This window comes from Citrobacter portucalensis (assembly GCF_002042885.1).
Classification (GTDB): Bacteria; Pseudomonadota; Gammaproteobacteria; order Enterobacterales; family Enterobacteriaceae; genus Citrobacter; species Citrobacter portucalensis.
On the sequence record NZ_MVFY01000003.1, the window covers coordinates 1 to 15527 of the forward strand.

At 52.6% G+C, this 15527-nt stretch carries 18 protein-coding genes; 3 read left to right on the forward strand and 15 right to left on the reverse strand.

Going from position 1 to position 15527, the window contains the following annotated elements:
• From BZK40_RS05085 to fkpA, 9 genes are all read right to left on the reverse strand, one after another.
• The coding region (locus BZK40_RS05085) for a GTP-binding protein (RefSeq protein WP_000031666.1) at nucleotides 1-232 on the reverse strand (232 nt) is incomplete at its 3' end.
• Nucleotides 233-301: 69 nt separating this feature from the next.
• Nucleotides 302-2416: an elongation factor G gene (gene fusA / locus BZK40_RS05090; protein WP_003023659.1), complete on the reverse strand. Its 2115-nt coding sequence runs from the start codon at nucleotides 2414-2416 to the stop codon at nucleotides 302-304.
• Nucleotides 2417-2512: 96 nt separating this feature from the next.
• On the reverse strand, nucleotides 2513-2983 hold the full coding sequence (gene rpsG / locus BZK40_RS05095; protein WP_003023657.1) for a 30S ribosomal protein S7: 471 nt from the start codon (nucleotides 2981-2983) through the stop codon (nucleotides 2513-2515).
• A gap of 95 nt (nucleotides 2984-3078) precedes the next feature.
• Nucleotides 3079-3453 (reverse strand): 30S ribosomal protein S12, encoded by a 375-nt coding sequence (rpsL, locus tag BZK40_RS05100; RefSeq protein WP_003023654.1) that lies wholly within the window; start codon nucleotides 3451-3453, stop codon nucleotides 3079-3081.
• Nucleotides 3454-3578: 125 nt separating this feature from the next.
• Entirely contained in the window at nucleotides 3579-3866 is a 288-nt protein-coding gene (gene tusB / locus BZK40_RS05105) for a sulfurtransferase complex subunit TusB (RefSeq protein ID WP_008786292.1), read from the reverse strand.
• A gap of 7 nt (nucleotides 3867-3873) precedes the next feature.
• On the reverse strand, nucleotides 3874-4233 hold the full coding sequence (gene tusC, locus BZK40_RS05110) for a sulfurtransferase complex subunit TusC (RefSeq protein ID WP_003827771.1): 360 nt from the start codon (nucleotides 4231-4233) through the stop codon (nucleotides 3874-3876).
• Nucleotides 4233-4619, reverse strand: a complete 387-nt coding sequence (gene tusD, locus BZK40_RS05115; protein WP_008786293.1) for a sulfurtransferase complex subunit TusD — start codon at nucleotides 4617-4619, stop codon at nucleotides 4233-4235. Before tusD ends, tusC begins: the two co-directional genes overlap by 1 nt.
• Nucleotides 4619-5341, reverse strand: a complete 723-nt coding sequence (locus BZK40_RS05120; RefSeq protein WP_003023643.1) for a helix-turn-helix transcriptional regulator — start codon at nucleotides 5339-5341, stop codon at nucleotides 4619-4621. Before BZK40_RS05120 ends, tusD begins: the two co-directional genes overlap by 1 nt.
• A gap of 167 nt (nucleotides 5342-5508) precedes the next feature.
• Complete coding sequence (gene fkpA / locus BZK40_RS05125; protein ID WP_003827768.1) at nucleotides 5509-6327, reverse strand: FKBP-type peptidyl-prolyl cis-trans isomerase; 819 nt, start codon at nucleotides 6325-6327, stop codon at nucleotides 5509-5511.
• A 232-nt stretch (nucleotides 6328-6559) separates the two neighbouring features.
• Between fkpA and BZK40_RS05130 the strand changes: the two genes are divergently transcribed.
• Nucleotides 6560-6778, forward strand: a complete 219-nt coding sequence (locus BZK40_RS05130; RefSeq protein ID WP_003023639.1) for a protein SlyX — start codon at nucleotides 6560-6562, stop codon at nucleotides 6776-6778.
• A gap of 113 nt (nucleotides 6779-6891) precedes the next feature.
• On the opposite strand, the gene slyD is transcribed toward BZK40_RS05130, so the two are convergent.
• The 4 genes from slyD to kefG all read right to left on the reverse strand — a co-directional run bounded on the left by slyD (nucleotide 6892) and on the right by kefG (nucleotide 10164).
• Complete coding sequence (gene slyD / locus BZK40_RS05135) at nucleotides 6892-7503, reverse strand: peptidylprolyl isomerase (RefSeq protein ID WP_008786294.1); 612 nt, start codon at nucleotides 7501-7503, stop codon at nucleotides 6892-6894.
• A gap of 94 nt (nucleotides 7504-7597) precedes the next feature.
• Nucleotides 7598-7798, reverse strand: coding sequence for a YheV family putative zinc ribbon protein (locus tag BZK40_RS05140; protein ID WP_003023632.1), 201 nt, complete (start codon nucleotides 7796-7798; stop codon nucleotides 7598-7600).
• Nucleotides 7799-7807: 9 nt separating this feature from the next.
• Nucleotides 7808-9613, reverse strand: a complete 1806-nt coding sequence (kefB, locus tag BZK40_RS05145) for a glutathione-regulated potassium-efflux system protein KefB (protein ID WP_003827759.1) — start codon at nucleotides 9611-9613, stop codon at nucleotides 7808-7810.
• Nucleotides 9613-10164 carry a glutathione-regulated potassium-efflux system ancillary protein KefG gene (gene kefG, locus BZK40_RS05150; RefSeq protein WP_003023629.1) on the reverse strand — a complete coding sequence of 184 codons (552 nt, stop codon included), beginning with the start codon at nucleotides 10162-10164 and terminating at the stop codon, nucleotides 9613-9615. The genes kefB and kefG overlap by 1 nt, the downstream gene beginning before the upstream one ends.
• 132 nt (nucleotides 10165-10296) lie before the next feature.
• Here kefG and BZK40_RS05160 point away from each other — a divergent pair, with 132 nt between their 5' ends.
• Nucleotides 10297-12198: an ABC transporter ATP-binding protein gene (locus BZK40_RS05160; protein WP_003827754.1), complete on the forward strand. Its 1902-nt coding sequence runs from the start codon at nucleotides 10297-10299 to the stop codon at nucleotides 12196-12198.
• Nucleotides 12199-12250: 52 nt separating this feature from the next.
• Here the strand turns inward: BZK40_RS05160 and BZK40_RS05165 are convergent, their stop codons facing one another.
• Together BZK40_RS05165 and prs are read right to left on the reverse strand one after the other, a co-directional pair.
• Nucleotides 12251-13741 carry a nicotinate phosphoribosyltransferase gene (locus BZK40_RS05165; RefSeq protein WP_079934279.1) on the reverse strand — a complete coding sequence of 497 codons (1491 nt, stop codon included), beginning with the start codon at nucleotides 13739-13741 and terminating at the stop codon, nucleotides 12251-12253.
• 14 nt (nucleotides 13742-13755) lie between these two features.
• A complete protein-coding gene (gene prs, locus BZK40_RS05170) occupies nucleotides 13756-14616 on the reverse strand; it encodes a ribose-phosphate diphosphokinase (RefSeq protein ID WP_079934280.1) in 861 nt (286 codons plus the stop codon).
• A gap of 191 nt (nucleotides 14617-14807) precedes the next feature.
• Here prs and BZK40_RS05175 point away from each other — a divergent pair, with 191 nt between their 5' ends.
• Nucleotides 14808-15527 carry an NUDIX domain-containing protein gene (locus BZK40_RS05175; RefSeq protein WP_008786298.1) on the forward strand — a complete coding sequence of 240 codons (720 nt, stop codon included), beginning with the start codon at nucleotides 14808-14810 and terminating at the stop codon, nucleotides 15525-15527.

A 15527-nucleotide genomic window follows, 5' to 3' on the forward strand; every position in this document is an offset into this window, starting at 1 on the left:
CGTAGTGGCGAGTCGGGGTGTCATATTCAACGTGAGAAGTGTTGATGGTGATACCACGAGCTTTTTCTTCCGGCGCGTTATCGATCTGGTCGAATGCACGAGCAGCACCGCCGTAGGTTTTAGCCAGTACGGTAGTGATTGCAGCGGTCAGGGTAGTTTTACCGTGGTCAACGTGGCCGATGGTGCCGACGTTAACGTGCGGTTTTGTACGTTCAAATTTTTCTTTAGACACGGCTATATTCCTTACTATAGTGCTCTCCCCTATGGAGAGAGCACGGGACTTAGGTTTTAATCCTGTGGATTATTTACCACGGGCTTCAATAACGGCCTGAGCAACGTTGTTCGGCGCATCGTCGTACTTCAGGAACTCCATGGAGTAAGAAGCACGGCCTTTGGTCAGAGAACGCAGCTGGGTTGCATATCCGAACATTTCAGACAGCGGAACTTCAGCATGGATAACAACGCCAGTGACGTTGGATTCCTGACCACGAAGCATACCACGACGGCGGCTCAAGTCACCGATTACGTCACCGGTGTTCTCTTCCGGAGTCTCTACTTCAACCTTCATGATAGGCTCAAGCAGAACTGGTTTCGCTTTCTTAAAGCCATCTTTGAAGGCGATAGAAGCGGCCAGTTTAAACGCCAGCTCAGAGGAGTCAACGTCATGGTAAGAACCGAAGTGCAGACGCACGCCCAGATCAACAACCGGGTAACCAGCCAGCGGGCCAGATTTCAGCTGTTCCTGGATGCCTTTATCAACGGCCGGGATGTATTCGCCAGGAATTACACCACCTTTGATGTCGTTGATGAACTCGTAGCCTTTCGGGTTTGAACCCGGCTCCAGCGGGTACATGTCGATAACAACATGACCGTACTGACCGCGACCACCAGACTGCTTAGCGTGTTTACCTTCGATATCGGTAACTTTCGCGCGAATCGCTTCACGGTAAGCAACCTGAGGTTTACCGACGTTCGCTTCAACGTTGAATTCACGCTTCATACGGTCAACGATGATGTCGAGGTGCAGCTCACCCATACCAGCGATAATGGTCTGGTTAGATTCTTCGTCAGTCCATACGCGGAATGACGGGTCTTCTTTAGCCAGACGGCCCAGAGCCAGACCCATTTTTTCCTGGTCAGCTTTGGTTTTCGGTTCTACCGCGATGGAAATTACCGGCTCAGGGAATTCCATACGTTCCAGAATGATCGGGTGATCCGGGTCACACAGAGTGTCACCAGTGGTCACGTCTTTCAGACCGATTGCAGCAGCGATATCGCCCGCGCGAACTTCTTTGATCTCTTCACGTTTGTTAGCGTGCATCTGTACGATACGGCCGAAACGTTCACGTGCAGTTTTCACGGAGTTCAGGATGGTGTCACCGGAGTTAACCACACCAGAGTACACGCGGAAGAAGGTCAGGTTACCCACGAACGGGTCAGTAGCGATTTTGAATGCCAGAGCAGCAAACGGCTCGTCATCGCTAGCATGACGCTCAGCAGGAGTATCTTTACCGTCGTCCAGAATACCGTTGATCGCAGGTACGTCTACTGGGGATGGCAGGTAATCAATTACCGCATCCAGCATCGCCTGAACACCTTTGTTCTTGAACGCAGAACCACAGGTTACCAGGATGATTTCGTTGTTCAGAACACGCTGACGCAGAGCTTTTTTGATCTCTTCTTCAGTCAGTTCTTCACCACCCAGGTATTTCTCCATCAGCTCTTCTGAAGCTTCTGCAGCGGACTCGATCAGATTCTGGTGCCATTCTTCAGCCAGTTCCTGCATGTCAGCCGGGATATCTTCATAAGTGAAGGTTACGCCTGCATCTTCTTCGTTCCAGTTGATGGCTTTCATTTTCACCAGGTCAACAACACCGGTGAACGCTTCTTCAGCGCCAATTGCCAGCTGCAGCGGAACAGGGTTCGCGCCCAGACGGGTTTTGATCTGACCAACAACTTTCAGGAAGTTCGCACCCATACGGTCCATTTTGTTAACGAACGCAATGCGCGGAACTTTATATTTGTTTGCCTGACGCCATACGGTTTCAGACTGAGGCTGAACACCACCAACTGCGCAGTAAACCATTACTGCACCATCAAGCACACGCATGGAACGTTCTACTTCGATAGTGAAGTCAACGTGCCCCGGGGTGTCGATGATGTTTACGCGATGCGGTTCATACTGCTTAGCCATACCAGACCAGAATGCAGTAGTCGCTGCGGAGGTGATAGTAATACCACGTTCCTGCTCCTGCTCCATCCAGTCCATGGTGGCTGCGCCGTCATGAACTTCACCGATTTTATGGTTTACACCGGTGTAGAACAGAATACGTTCGGTAGTAGTGGTTTTACCGGCGTCGATGTGCGCACTGATACCGATGTTACGGTAGCGCGCGATGGGTGTTGTACGAGCCATTTGATTCCTCGTTTATCTTTTAGGCGTTCAATTTAAGTAGCCCAAAGCGGGCTGCTTACTAGAAGCGCCCGCCTGGTGACTAAAACTCCGAAGGGATTACCAACGGTAGTGTGCGAACGCCTTGTTGGCTTCTGCCATACGGTGAACGTCTTCACGTTTCTTAACTGCAGTACCTTTGTTTTCTGCAGCATCAGAAAGTTCGTTCGCCAGGCGCAGAGCCATGGATTTATCACCGCGTTTACGAGCAGCTTCAACGATCCAACGCATTGCCAGAGCATTACGACGGACCGGACGGACTTCAACTGGTACCTGATAAGTAGAACCACCAACGCGGCGAGACTTAACTTCGACAGTCGGGCGCACGTTTTCGAGAGCTACTTCGAAAGCTTCCAGTTCGTTTTTACCAGAACGCTGAGCCAGGGTCTCCAGCGCGCTGTATACGATAGTTTCGGCAGTAGATTTTTTACCATCTACCATCAGGATATTTACAAATTTAGCCAGCAGTTCTGATCCGAACTTCGGATCCGGCAGAATTTTACGCTGACCAATGACGCGACGACGTGGCATGGAAATACTCCGTTGTTAATTCAGGATTGTCCAAAACTCTAAGAGTTTAGTTTGACATTAATATAAAACGTTTGGCCTTACTTAACGGAGAACCATTAAGCCTTAGGACGTTTCACGCCATACTTGGAGCGTGATTGCTTACGGTCTTTAACGCCGGAGCAGTCAAGCGCACCACGAACGGTGTGGTAACGAACACCCGGGAGGTCTTTTACACGACCGCCACGGATCAGGATCACGGAGTGCTCCTGCAGGTTGTGACCTTCACCACCGATGTAGGAAGTCACTTCAAAACCGTTAGTCAGACGAACACGGCAAACTTTACGCAGTGCGGAGTTCGGTTTTTTAGGAGTGGTAGTATATACACGAGTACATACGCCACGTTTCTGCGGGCATGCTTCCAGCGCAGGCACGTTGCTTTTTGCAACTTTGCGTGCACGTGGTTTGCGTACCAGCTGGTTAACTGTTGCCATTAAATAGCTCCTGGTTTTAGCTTTTGCTTCGTAAACACGTAATAAAACGACCTCATACAATATGAGGACGCAGAATTTTAGGTCGGTGTCGAAAAGGTGTCAAGAAATATACAACGATCCCACAATTACCAGGACATCTGGCTGGGATGCTTCACCGTAAGTCTGACGAAGTCAGTATAGCTAACCCTGACGACACTGTCTGAAATTTGACCACTCAAACCGCGAGCCTTAATGTCTTCTTCCAGTACATAGACCTTAATGGAGGCATTTTGCAGACTTTCAAGGAAACGGCTTCCTTCGATTGCCGCCGTCACGCCATCCTGGAGCAATAAAAGCTCATCGTCTTTATCTACCAGGCGAAGAAGAGAGGAGAAATCGGTAAGCCACGCGGAGCGATGTAGTGTGTGCAGCATGAGAGTCTCAAAACCTTAAAATGACGTCAAAGTTGCCTAACTCACGGCGTAAATCTTCCGGTTCAAGCGCTGTCGCATCGACCACAAAATTAACCCCCTGCTGAAGGCCCCGCTCGCGTAATGAGGCAGCGCAGAGCCAACATTGATCGATATCGTACAACCCTAACAGCTTGAAGGTTGCGATATAGTCTCGCGCCAGCACAGCATCCGGTTGTTGTCCCTGGAGGATTTGAAAGACGCCATCGCCGATAAAAAACACGCCGAGGTCTTCCGTTAATGCAGATGTCGCCAGCAATGCATCTAACCCTTCACGGCCAGATGCGCTGCCATGCGGCACGGTAGAAAAGACAAAAGCAACACGTTTCATCAGAACTGCACCACGCGATCGCAGGTCAGGGATGCCTCAGCCAGCGATCCAAGCCCGCTGAGGTTAAAACCTGATTGTAAATTAGCCCCTGCCAGTCCCAGCCGCTTTGCCTCAGTTTCATCAACAACGCCGCGACGCAACGCCGCCGCCACGCAGATATTCAGCGTTACACCATGCTGTTGGTTCAGCTGTTGCCAGGCCCGCACCAGATCATATTCATCACTGGCGGGTGAAGTCAGTAAGTTGGCGTTATATACACCTTCTCGATAGAAAAAGACGCTGCATAACTCATGCCCTTCTTCGAGAAGCGCATGAGCAAATTGCAACGCGCTGCTCGCCTGCTGCGTGCCATAAGCAGGCCCTGTCACCATGATGGCAAAACGCATTACTTGTCTTGCCCCTGGAAATCGCCGCTTTTGAACTGACGAATATAGAGGTAGACCGTATGTTTGGAGATGTTCAGCCGATCGGCGACCTGATTGATTGCATCTTTAATATCGAAGATGCCTTTCTCATATAAATTCAGGACGATCTGGCGGTTCTTCGCGTTGTTGGAAACATTGCGATCGGCATTCACTTCTTCGATCGTGAATTCCAGCGTCTGGGTAACCAGATCTTCCACCGAAGAAGCGAAGTTGACGGCAGAGCCCACTTCCGGGGTTTCCGGTGGGATAAAGGTATTCATTATCTGCGAGAAAGGAACATCAAGGTTCATGTTGATGCACAGCAGACCAATCACGCGATGCTCACGGTTGCGAATGGCAATCGTCACCGACTTCATCAAGACACCGCTTTTCGCACGTGTGAAGTAACACTTCGACACGCTGCTATCCGCACCCGTCATATCATGCAGCATACGCAACGCAAGGTCAGTAATCGGTGAGCCAATTTTACGGCCCGTGTGTTCACCGTTAGCAATGCGGATGGCCGAGCATTTCAAATCCTGCAAAGAGTGCAATACGATTTCACAATGGGAACCAATGAGCATCGCCAACCCGTCCACTACCGCTTCGTAGGATTTGAGGATATCGAAGTCGGTTTGATCGAAAGGACGTTGATCCAGCAAATCTAGCTCACTGGTTTCGTTGGTTAAAAGCGACCTGGACATGAAAAAAAGCACTCCTTTTCAGGAGCCTGTCGTTATGTTGTCAGGGCAGGCTCATCACTATTATAGGGGCATCTAAAGTAATACAGCGCACAAGGCGCTTTCCAGTATTAATTATATCCTGTCGATAATAAAAAACCGCCGCCCTGTGGGCGGCGGTTTCTGTTAGCTTATTTTTTGCTGCTGTCTGCAGCTTTATCTGCCGGTGCAGCATCTGGCTGCGCGTCAGCTTTCGGTGCCGGTTTGATGTCTAACAGTTCAACATCAAAGACCAGCGTAGAGTTGGCTGGAATACCCGGGACGCCCGTTTTGCCGTAAGCCAGATCCGGTGGGATAACCAGCTGGATTTTGCCGCCTTTCTTGATGTTTTTCAGGCCTTCAGTCCAGCCAGGGATGACACCGTCAAGACGGAAAGACAGCGGCTCACCACGGGTGTAGGAGTTATCAAACTCTTTACCATCGATCAGCGTACCTTTGTAGTTGACTACCACGGTATCGCTGTCTTTCGGTGCAGCGCCAGTACCTTCTTTCTCTACTTTGTAGACCAGGCCAGTAGAAGAGGTTTTAACGCCTTTCTCTTTAGCAAATTTCTCGCGGTAAACTTTACCTTTGGCTTCGTTGTCAGCCGCGTCTTTTTCCATTTTCGCCTGAGCGGAGCTCTTCACGCGCGCTTCAAACGCCTGCAGAGTTTGTTCGATTTCCTGGTCAGACAGTTTGCTCTTGTCTGCAAATGCATCCTGAACACCAGCGATCAGCTGATCTTTATCCAGTTTGATGCCCAGTTTTTCCTGCTCTTTCAGAGAGTTTTCCATATAACGACCCAGGGACGCGCCCAGCGCGTAAGCGGCTTTTTGGTCGTCATTCTTGAATGCTGCTTTGCTGTCAGCAGTAGCGGCTGGTTTCGCAGCATCAGCAGCGAAGGTGATCGGGGCATGCAGAGCAACAGCCATTGTGGTCGCCAGCAGCGTTACTTTAAACAGTGATTTCATCCATATCTCCAGGGCCGGGGCATCTCACCCCAGGGTTAGCTAACATAAAAATGTACTATAAAGCGTTGCAGAACAAATCAACATACAGGCACGCCCTATTATCACCACTTTTCAGACTCTTTTTGTTTAAATTAGTTTCGTTACCGAAGATTGAGTGCTGTGCAAACAAGCAAAGTTAAGTAGAATTCGCCGCAGTCCGCGATCTGCCGGAGAAAAAAGAAAGAGGTGAATCATGCAGGATACAACAATGGAAACTCGCCTGGCTGAACTGGAAAGTCGCCTGGCATTTCAGGAGATCACCATTGAAGAGCTCAACGTGACGGTGACCGCGCATGAACTGGAAATGGCCAAACTGCGCGACCATCTGCGTCTGCTGACGGAAAAGCTCAAAGCAACGCAGCCGTCCCACATTGCATCGCAGTCTGAAGAGACCCCACCGCCACATTATTGAGACGTAAAAAAAGCGGGGATATCCCCGCTTTTTTGTGCCGGATGACGACGTAAACGTCTTATCCAGCCTACGGTAGGCCTGATAAGCGTAGCGCCATCAGGCAATCATACCGATCAGTGGCAACCGCAGCCGCCGCCGTTACCTTTACCGCCACCGCCGCAGCAGCCTTCGCCGCCGTGCTCGTGACCATGGTCGTGACCGTGGCCGTGACCACCGCAGCAACCGTCATGACCGTGGTCATGATCGTGGTCGTGACCGTGCGCACCGTGAACGTGGCCGTGAGCCAGTTCTTCTTCGGTCGCTTCGCGGATAGCAACAACTTCTACGTTGAATTTCAGATTCTGGCCAGCCAGCATGTGGTTACCGTCAACCACAACGTGGTCGTCTTCCACTTCGGTAATTTCTACCGGTACTGGACCCTGGTCAGTTTCAGCCAGGAAACGCATGCCAACCTGCAGTTCGTCAACGCCCATGAAGACGTCTTTAGGAACGCGCTGCACCAGGTTTTCGTCGTACTGACCGTATGCGTCGTTTGCGCCAACAGCAACATCGAATTTGTCGCCAACTTCATGACCGTCCAGCGCTGTTTCCAGGCCAGAAATCAGGGAACCGTGACCATGCAGGTAGTCCAGCGGTGCACTCACCGGAGACTCATCAACCAACACACCGTCTTCTGTACGTACCTGATAGGCCAGGCTGACCACCAGGTCCTTTGCTACTTTCATGATATCTCCTGAGCATGGAAAGAATAGTGGCGCAGATTGTAGCGGAATTCTGCACCCGTGTACCCTCTAGCTTAAAAAAAGCTGCGCCATATCGCTAGTCCGGATGAAAAATCCCGATCACTTGCTCTTCTTTGCGAACGTGCTCGCGCGCCTCTTTATCGGCTTCCCGCATCTGATGACCGCACTTAACACACTCAACAATATCGATATTATTTTCGCGCCACATCGCCAGCGTATCCTGCGACTGGCAGGACGGACATTTTGCACCTGCGATAAAACGTTTACGAATTGCCATGGTTATCCTCTACTCAAATTCATCCCAGCCATCCAGCTGACGTCGCTCTTGCTGCATCTCTCGTTGGAAAATTTCCTCCAGCTCGCGCCGGGCTTCCCTGGCTCGAGAGATTTGTACCGTATCTGTATGCATGGGGATCAGCTCCCGCAGCATGCGCATATCCAGCCGCCGAAAATGCAGCTGAGCACGCTGAGCCTGGTGCGGATGCATTCCCAGTGTAACCAGCGTTTTACGCCCCAACTCCAGCGCACTGGAGAACGTTTCGCGGGAAAACTGCGTCACACCAGCCTGTAATAACTCATGCGCCTCTACACGTCCGCGCGCTCGCGCAAGAATATGCAAATGCGGAAAATACTGTTGGCACAGTTCCACCAGTTTCATGGTGTCTTCAGGCTCATTACAGGTAATAACAATAGATTGCGCCGCCTCTGCCCCTGCGGAGCGCAACAGTTCCACCTGCGTGGCATCACCGTAATAAACCTTATAGCCATATTTACGCATCAGATTCACCGCGCTGATATCCCGCTCCAAAACGGTAATGCGCATTTTATTGGCCATCAACAGGCGACCAATAACCTGACCAAAACGCCCAAACCCCACCACAATCACCTGCGGTTTATCATCTTCCACCCAGGGTTTTTCGTCTTCCTCATCCGTGCCGTTAAACTGGCGGGAGAGCCATTTATCAATCAGCTTCATCACCAGCGGCGTGGTCATCATCGACAGCGTGACGGTCACCAGCAGCAACGCCATTTGGTCGCCCTGAAACAGCCGTTGCGAGGATGCCGTTGAAAACAGCACGAAAGCGAATTCACCACCCTGACTTAAAACCCCGGCAAATTGCATCCGTTCAGAGCTTCTCATGCCGTTAAGACGCGCCAGCACATACAGCACCAGCATTTTTACGACCACCAGCACGATCACGCTCGCTGCCACCCACAGAATATGGGTGTAGAGCACGCCGAGGTTGAGCGACATGCCAACGGAGATAAAAAACAGCCCGAGCAACAGGCCTTTAAACGGATCGATTGCCGTTTCCAGCTCATGTCGATATTCGCTTTCCGCCAGCAGCACGCCCGCAATAAACGTTCCCAGCGCCATTGACAGCCCCAGCGCATCCATAAATAGAGCAGACCCCAGCACCAACAGCAGCGTGGCAGCGGTGAACACTTCCCGCACGCCAGAATCCGCAATAAAGCGGAAAACCGGACGCAGCAAATAGCGACCGCCAATCAGCATGCCGGCAAAGGCCAGCACCTTCATTCCCACTTTGATCCAGTCAAAATGTTCGTCAGCAGAACCCGCCAGCAGCGGAACCAGTGCCAGCGCGGGGATCACCGCCAGATCCTGAAACAGCAGTACCGAAAAACCCAGTTGTCCGGATTCACTGCGGTTCATGCCTTTTTCGCGCATTAACTGTAGCGCCATAGCGGTCGATGACATCGCCAGACCAATGCCGCCAACCACTGCCGCCTGCCAGGAGAACGCAGTGAGCATCAATAATCCGGCCAGCACCACCGCGCTCAGCATCACCTGCGCGGCACCGACGCCAAAAATTGAACGCCGCAGTTGCCACAGTTTGGCGGGATTAAGTTCCAGCCCAATGATGAACATCAGAAAGACTACGCCCAGCTCGGAAAAATGCAGGATTTCATCCACATCGCTGATAAATCCTAATCCCCACGGGCCGATAGCAATACCTGCCAGCAAGTAACCCAGCACCGGACCGATACCCAGCTTTGAGGCCAGGGGAACTGCAGCCACCGCCGCGAAGAGGAACAACACTCCCGCTGTCAATAAATCAGAACCTTCCATCAGCGGCCTCCCACAGGGATCGGATTCGCCAGCCAGTCACCATACGCTTTCGCATGGCTGTCCAGCTCCTGCTTCGTTTGCCGTCTGGCCCAGTAAACGATAATTGGGCTCATCCAGTGCATGCGGCACATACCGGCCGTTAGCTCGAAAGGACGCAGCACATCGCTCATTGGATAACGGTTTAGCGCGTCATAGCGATAGGCACTTTCCGGTTCTCCGGTAGTGATAACGCTACGCCAATACTTTCCCGCCAGTTGATTCCCTCCGGGACCGCTGGCAAATCCGCGGCTCAGTACGCGGTCAAGCCATTCCTTTAACAGCGCCGGACAACTATAGGTATAGAGTGGGTGCTGAAAAACAATCACATCATGCTCACGCAGCAGCGCCTGTTCATGCGGAATATCGATAAAAAAATCAGGATAGTGCGCGTAAAGGTCGTGCACGGTAACATTGCTGAGCTGCATGGCCGGTTTAAGCAGAACACGGTTCGCGACCGAGTCCTGAGATTCCGGATGGGCATACAGCAGCAAGACTTTCGCTGGCTGGAACATCATCCCCCTCCCGGTTTTGTCTTTTGTCTATTTTCGACGTTTTGGGCTACCATTGCGCCTCGGTGCGGCAAACGGCCCGCACATTACATTATCATAATGATAAATTAACATAGTCTGAACATACGGCGCCTTATGATTGTTTTCTCATCGTTACAAATTCGTCGCGGCGTGCGCGTCTTGCTGGACAATGCCACGGCCACCATTAATCCAGGGCAGAAGGTTGGCCTGGTGGGTAAAAATGGCTGCGGTAAATCTACCCTGCTGGCATTGCTGAAAAATGAACTCAGCGCCGACGCTGGAGGATTTACCTATCCGGGAAACTGGCAGCTCGCGTGGGTGAATCAGGAAACGCCTGCGTTGCCACAGCCCGCGCTGGAGTATGTCATTGACGGCGACCGCGAGTATCGTCAACTGGAAGCGCAGTTGAACGACGCCAACGAACGTAACGATGGACATGCCATTGCCACCGTCCATGGCAAGCTGGATGCCATCGACGCCTGGACCGTGCGCTCACGCGCCGCCAGCCTGCTGCATGGCCTCGGCTTCTCCAACGAACAGCTTGAGCGCCCGGTCAGCGACTTCTCCGGTGGCTGGCGTATGCGTCTCAACCTGGCCCAGGCGCTGATTTGCCGTTCAGACCTACTGCTGCTCGATGAACCCACCAACCACCTCGATCTCGACGCGGTGATCTGGCTGGAAAGATGGCTGAAAAGCTATCAGGGCACGCTGATTTTGATCTCCCACGATCGCGACTTTCTCGATCCGGTGGTGGATAAAATTATTCATATCGAACAGCAAACCATGTTCGAGTACACCGGCAACTACAGCGCGTTTGAAATCCAGCGTGCGACCCGCCTCGCACAGCAACAGGCAATGTACGAAAGCCAGCAGGAGCGCGTGGCGCATCTGCAAAGCTATATCGATCGTTTCCGCGCTAAAGCAACGAAAGCGAAGCAGGCACAGAGCCGTATCAAAATGCTGGAACGCATGGAGCTGATTGCCCCAGCGCACGTGGACAACCCGTTCCACTTCAGCTTCCGTGAGCCGGAAAGCCTGCCAAACCCGCTGCTGAAGATGGAAAAGGTTAGCGCTGGCTACGGCGATCGCGTCATTCTCGATTCGATCAAACTGAATCTGGTGCCGGGTTCCCGCATCGGCCTGCTCGGTCGCAACGGCGCGGGTAAATCGACGCTGATTAAGCTGCTGGCCGGCGAACTGGCCCCAATTAGCGGTGAGATTGGCCTGGCGAAAGGCATCAAACTGGGCTACTTCGCGCAGCACCAGCTGGAGTTTTTACGCGCCGATGAATCACCCATTCAGCATCTGGCACGCATGGCGCCGCAGGAACTGGAGCAGAAACTGCGTGACTACCTGGGTGGATTCGGCTTCCAGGGCGACAAAGTCAGCGAAGAGACACGCCGCTTCTCCGGTGGCGAAAAAGCGCGTCTGGTACTGGCATTGATCGTCTGGCAGCGCCCTAACCTGCTGCTGCTCGATGAACCAACCAACCACCTGGACTTGGATATGCGTCAGGCGCTGACCGAGGCGCTGATCGATTTTGAAGGCGCGCTGGTTGTCGTCTCGCACGACCGTCACCTGATCCGCTCCACCACCGACGACCTCTATCTGGTACACGACAAGAAAGTCGAGCCGTTTGATGGCGATCTGGAGGATTATCAGCAGTGGCTGAGCGATGTCCAGAAACAGGAAAACCAGGGCGACGAACCGGCGAAAGAGAGCGTTAACAGCGCCCAGGCGCGTAAAGACCAGAAGCGCCGTGAAGCGGAACTGCGCTCCCTGACGCAGCCGCTGCGTAAAGAGATTACCCGTCTGGAAAAAGAGATGGAGAAACTGCACGCACAGCTGGCGCAGGCGGAAGAAAAACTCGGCGACAGCGAACTGTACGACCAAAGTCGCAAAGCCGAACTTACCGCCTGTTTGCAGCAGCAGGCCAGTGCGAAATCCGGGCTGGAAGAGTGTGAAATGGCCTGGCTGGAGGCTCAGGAACAGCTTGAGCAGATGTTGGCCGAGTAGTCATCATTGCCGGATCCGACGCCAACACGTCTCATCCGGCATTTTTGTTGAATTATCCCTGTGTCGCCAGACGCTGGCGGATTTCTTCGAAATGCTCGCGGTTAAACAGCTTGCCGTTGAGAAAACGAGTTTTCAGCTCCCCTTCCTGCTCTTGCTCCCAGGTCTGTTCGTCATGCAGACGCAGTTCCCCTTGCTCATCACGTGTGACGCGAAGCAGACCACGGGCTGAACGTTTCAGACCATTATCAGTTTTCGGTTCTTTAAAAATCGTCCGGCCTTTGCCGTCGACTTCTCCCCACGTCGCTTTCATCGCAAAACCAAAGGTGTCACGTGTGTTGTATTGATAAGTAAAAGAACCAACGCCAAACACGACGTTTGAACTGGCAAATCCTTTCGCTTCCAGACGACGCAGGATCTCATTCGCTCGCTCAAGGGTGATGGAGTCGCCATAAATCAGTCCGACATGCGGGTCGAGCACCTTGTAACCTTTGGCGTTAATCGTGCCGCCAAAAATCTCCCACAGAACTTCCACGGACCCTTTCTCCTGAGCGGTACGATCGCTGCGGGTATCCTCATCTGCACCAGTACCACACAGGATCTCAACCGGGTTGCCGCTATCCGGACGGAATACCACCCGACCTTCACGCGCCAGAATGATGTTCTTCAGTTCACGGGTATATTCCGTCAGCACCTGCCAGTAGTCCCAGGTATCAGAGACTATCGATACAAATCCTTGCGGGTAGAGATCGGCAATCAGGCGGCGGAAGGTTTCAATCTCATGCTCGCGCTCGCCCATACACATCACGCTGTGTTCAGTAGCCGGAATGCTGGCGCCGATAAAATAGGGCTCGCCGTCGGTGTAGTAATCGCGGGCGTACAGCAGAGATGGAATACTGTCGGTCCCTTTAAAGCTCAACAAATGCCCACTGCCCGCCTGCATGGTGTCCTGTAATCCGGACATACCGCGAAATGAAAAGTCATGGCACTGGAAGTCAAGGTGCGTCAGGTCGCTACAGGTTTGCTCTGCCCGGCGAGCGCAGATTTTGCGGTAGTGGTGAGCTATCGTGGCATTTGTTGACGCCTTCCACAGCTCCGCCGACAGCACGGTCTCCAGGTAATTCACCAGCCAGAAAAACTCGGGTTGGGTGTTGATGATAGTTAAAACCGGTACCGCCATCGGGACTTTGCTGCCTTCATCCAGCGCCTTGATGTGCAGCGGCAGATAGCCCAACTGATGCAGCGCACGAATATGGTCCACCGCCACCGCATCTTTGCCCAGATAGCTGTCCATGACCTGTTTGTATTCGCTGACCACCTCGTCTTCCGGGCGGGCAAAGAACGCCTCATTAAACAGGTCGACTAAAAACCACTGCATAAAACCCTGCAGGCCGAAGAATACCAGTTTGCCATCCGCCAACGGCGAGGAGAAAAAGCGATCGCTGCGCGGGGTAAAGTTGGAATACACGCGATGGGTACCCTGCGGATACTGTACGCGATGAGAAACTTTGTAGCCGTCGATAGCCAGAATCGGGTTCATTTTCATAATCAGTCTCTCCCTCAGGCGCGGTAAATCGCGTCAATGTCGATAAGCTCAAGCTGCGGATGTACCAACGCTGGGGCAGCTAAAGAGGTGGTGGTGTAGATAGCGTCAATACCGTTTGCAAACAGGTGATCAACGCCCTTAGAAAAGATACCGTGGGTGACATACAGGCTGACACTGCGGGCGCCAGCATCACGTAACACCTGTGCAGAGCCAATAAACGTACCGCCTGCGTCACACAGATCGTCAACAATCAGCAGATCCCTACCCCTGACGTCTCCGGCCAATAACGCAAATCCCGTCAGGCTGCCGCTTGCCACATCACGTTTTTTACTCAGGATGGCGTACTGCTCCACACCGGCTACTCTGGCTACAGCATCAATCTTTTTCAGCGATCCCGCATCGGGAGCAACCAGCATCAGCGCGTGGTGCTGAAACAGCCGCGATAATGACGCGCTTTGCATCAGGCAGACCTCCTGGGGGATCGCCACAAAGTTGTCGATTGCAGCAGCCGCCGCATCGCTGTGCGGGTCGAGCACGTTGACCTTGTCAAATTTCAACGTATTGAGCTGACTGGCGAAGACTTTCAACGCAAAGCTGTCACCCGATACCATATGTCTGTCCTGACGCGCCCACGGCAGCCAGGGGAGGTCGAGATGGCTGACCAGTACATCGGTCTGATGACGTACCGCCTCAACCAGTTGCGCCAGCAGCATAAAATCGTTCATATCACGCATAGCCGTGGCACGGATGCGCATCAGGCGAGCAAAGGTTGGCAACGCATCGGTGACTTTTAACCAGACAGCACCATCAGGAAAAACACCGCTGGCAACGGCATAGGTCTGGTCGTCCAAAGTTAGTGTCAATTTTATGTTCATCGCGCTCACCCCTTAATTGTGTCCCTTCGACACAATTAATAATGTCCCTGTGACACATATTAAGCAAGCATAAAATGAATTATTTTTAAGCCGTGAGCTAATCCACTGATAAGCAATGAGAAAAAACGAACCTTGCCCCCCGGTGTCGGGCTGGTACACTTGTCAGCGTTACAAATCATCGTGAGTACCTTATGACCACCGAAGCCGACTACCTGAATCAGTACGATGCCAGCCGCTTCCCTTCACCTCTGGTGACGGTAGATAGCGTGTTATTTACACTGCATCAGCAGGCGCTGTGCGTATTACTGGTCGAGCGGGCAAACCAGCCGCAAAAAGGGCGTTGGGGATTACCCGGCGGCTTTATTGATATCGAAAACGATGATTCAACCCGCGCCACCGCGCTGCGCAAACTCACCGAAAAAACAGGCGTTTCGCCTTCGTGGCTGGAACAACTGGATACCTTTTCCGGCCCTGATCGTGACCCGCGCGGCTGGAGCCTGACGGTCACCTGGTTTGCACTAATCGCCTGGGTAGACTGCGCACCCCATATCGCCAGCGTCAGCAATGCCCGTTGGGTGCCGGTTGATGAACTGAAAAACTATTCACTCGCGTTTGATCACGAGAAAATCATTACCGCGGCGCTACACCGCTTACGGCAAAAAACGATGTACTCGCTCCTGCCCGTATACTGCTTGCCGGAAACATTTACCCATGGGCAACTGCTCGAAGCCACTGAGGTGATCCTCGGCCAGTCGATCCAGCGTAAAAGTCTGATTCGTCGCTTTGAAGCGTCAGGAATGTTTGAAGATACCGGAGAAAGCGTGGCGACAGGGACGCGTAAAGCCCGCCTCTGGCGACGTAAACCCAACGTCGATTTTCATCTTTTCTCGCGTAACCTGCTGACTGACTAG

Coding starts and splice junctions, on each gene's coding strand:
- BZK40_RS05140 (WP_003023632.1), bottom strand. CDS start 7,798: ATGGCAATTCGTAAACGTTTTATCGCAGGTGCAAAATGTCCGTCCTGC.
- fusA (WP_003023659.1), bottom strand. CDS start 2,416: ATGGCTCGTACAACACCCATCGCGCGCTACCGTAACATCGGTATCAGT.
- BZK40_RS05165 (WP_079934279.1), bottom strand. CDS start 13,741: ATGAAAATGAACCCGATTCTGGCTATCGACGGCTACAAAGTTTCTCAT.
- tusB (WP_008786292.1), bottom strand. CDS start 3,866: ATGCTGCACACACTACATCGCTCCGCGTGGCTTACCGATTTCTCCTCT.
- tusC (WP_003827771.1), bottom strand. CDS start 4,233: ATGAAACGTGTTGCTTTTGTCTTTTCTACCGTGCCGCATGGCAGCGCA.
- kefB (WP_003827759.1), bottom strand. CDS start 9,613: ATGGAAGGTTCTGATTTATTGACAGCGGGAGTGTTGTTCCTCTTCGCG.
- BZK40_RS05160 (WP_003827754.1), top strand. CDS start 10,297: ATGATTGTTTTCTCATCGTTACAAATTCGTCGCGGCGTGCGCGTCTTG.
- fkpA (WP_003827768.1), bottom strand. CDS start 6,327: ATGAAATCACTGTTTAAAGTAACGCTGCTGGCGACCACAATGGCTGTT.
- slyD (WP_008786294.1), bottom strand. CDS start 7,503: ATGAAAGTAGCAAAGGACCTGGTGGTCAGCCTGGCCTATCAGGTACGT.
- rpsL (WP_003023654.1), bottom strand. CDS start 3,453: ATGGCAACAGTTAACCAGCTGGTACGCAAACCACGTGCACGCAAAGTT.
- rpsG (WP_003023657.1), bottom strand. CDS start 2,983: ATGCCACGTCGTCGCGTCATTGGTCAGCGTAAAATTCTGCCGGATCCG.
- BZK40_RS05120 (WP_003023643.1), bottom strand. CDS start 5,341: ATGTCCAGGTCGCTTTTAACCAACGAAACCAGTGAGCTAGATTTGCTG.
- kefG (WP_003023629.1), bottom strand. CDS start 10,164: ATGTTCCAGCCAGCGAAAGTCTTGCTGCTGTATGCCCATCCGGAATCT.
- tusD (WP_008786293.1), bottom strand. CDS start 4,619: ATGCGTTTTGCCATCATGGTGACAGGGCCTGCTTATGGCACGCAGCAG.
- prs (WP_079934280.1), bottom strand. CDS start 14,616: ATGAACATAAAATTGACACTAACTTTGGACGACCAGACCTATGCCGTT.
- BZK40_RS05130 (WP_003023639.1), top strand. CDS start 6,560: ATGCAGGATACAACAATGGAAACTCGCCTGGCTGAACTGGAAAGTCGC.
- BZK40_RS05175 (WP_008786298.1), top strand. CDS start 14,808: ATGACCACCGAAGCCGACTACCTGAATCAGTACGATGCCAGCCGCTTC.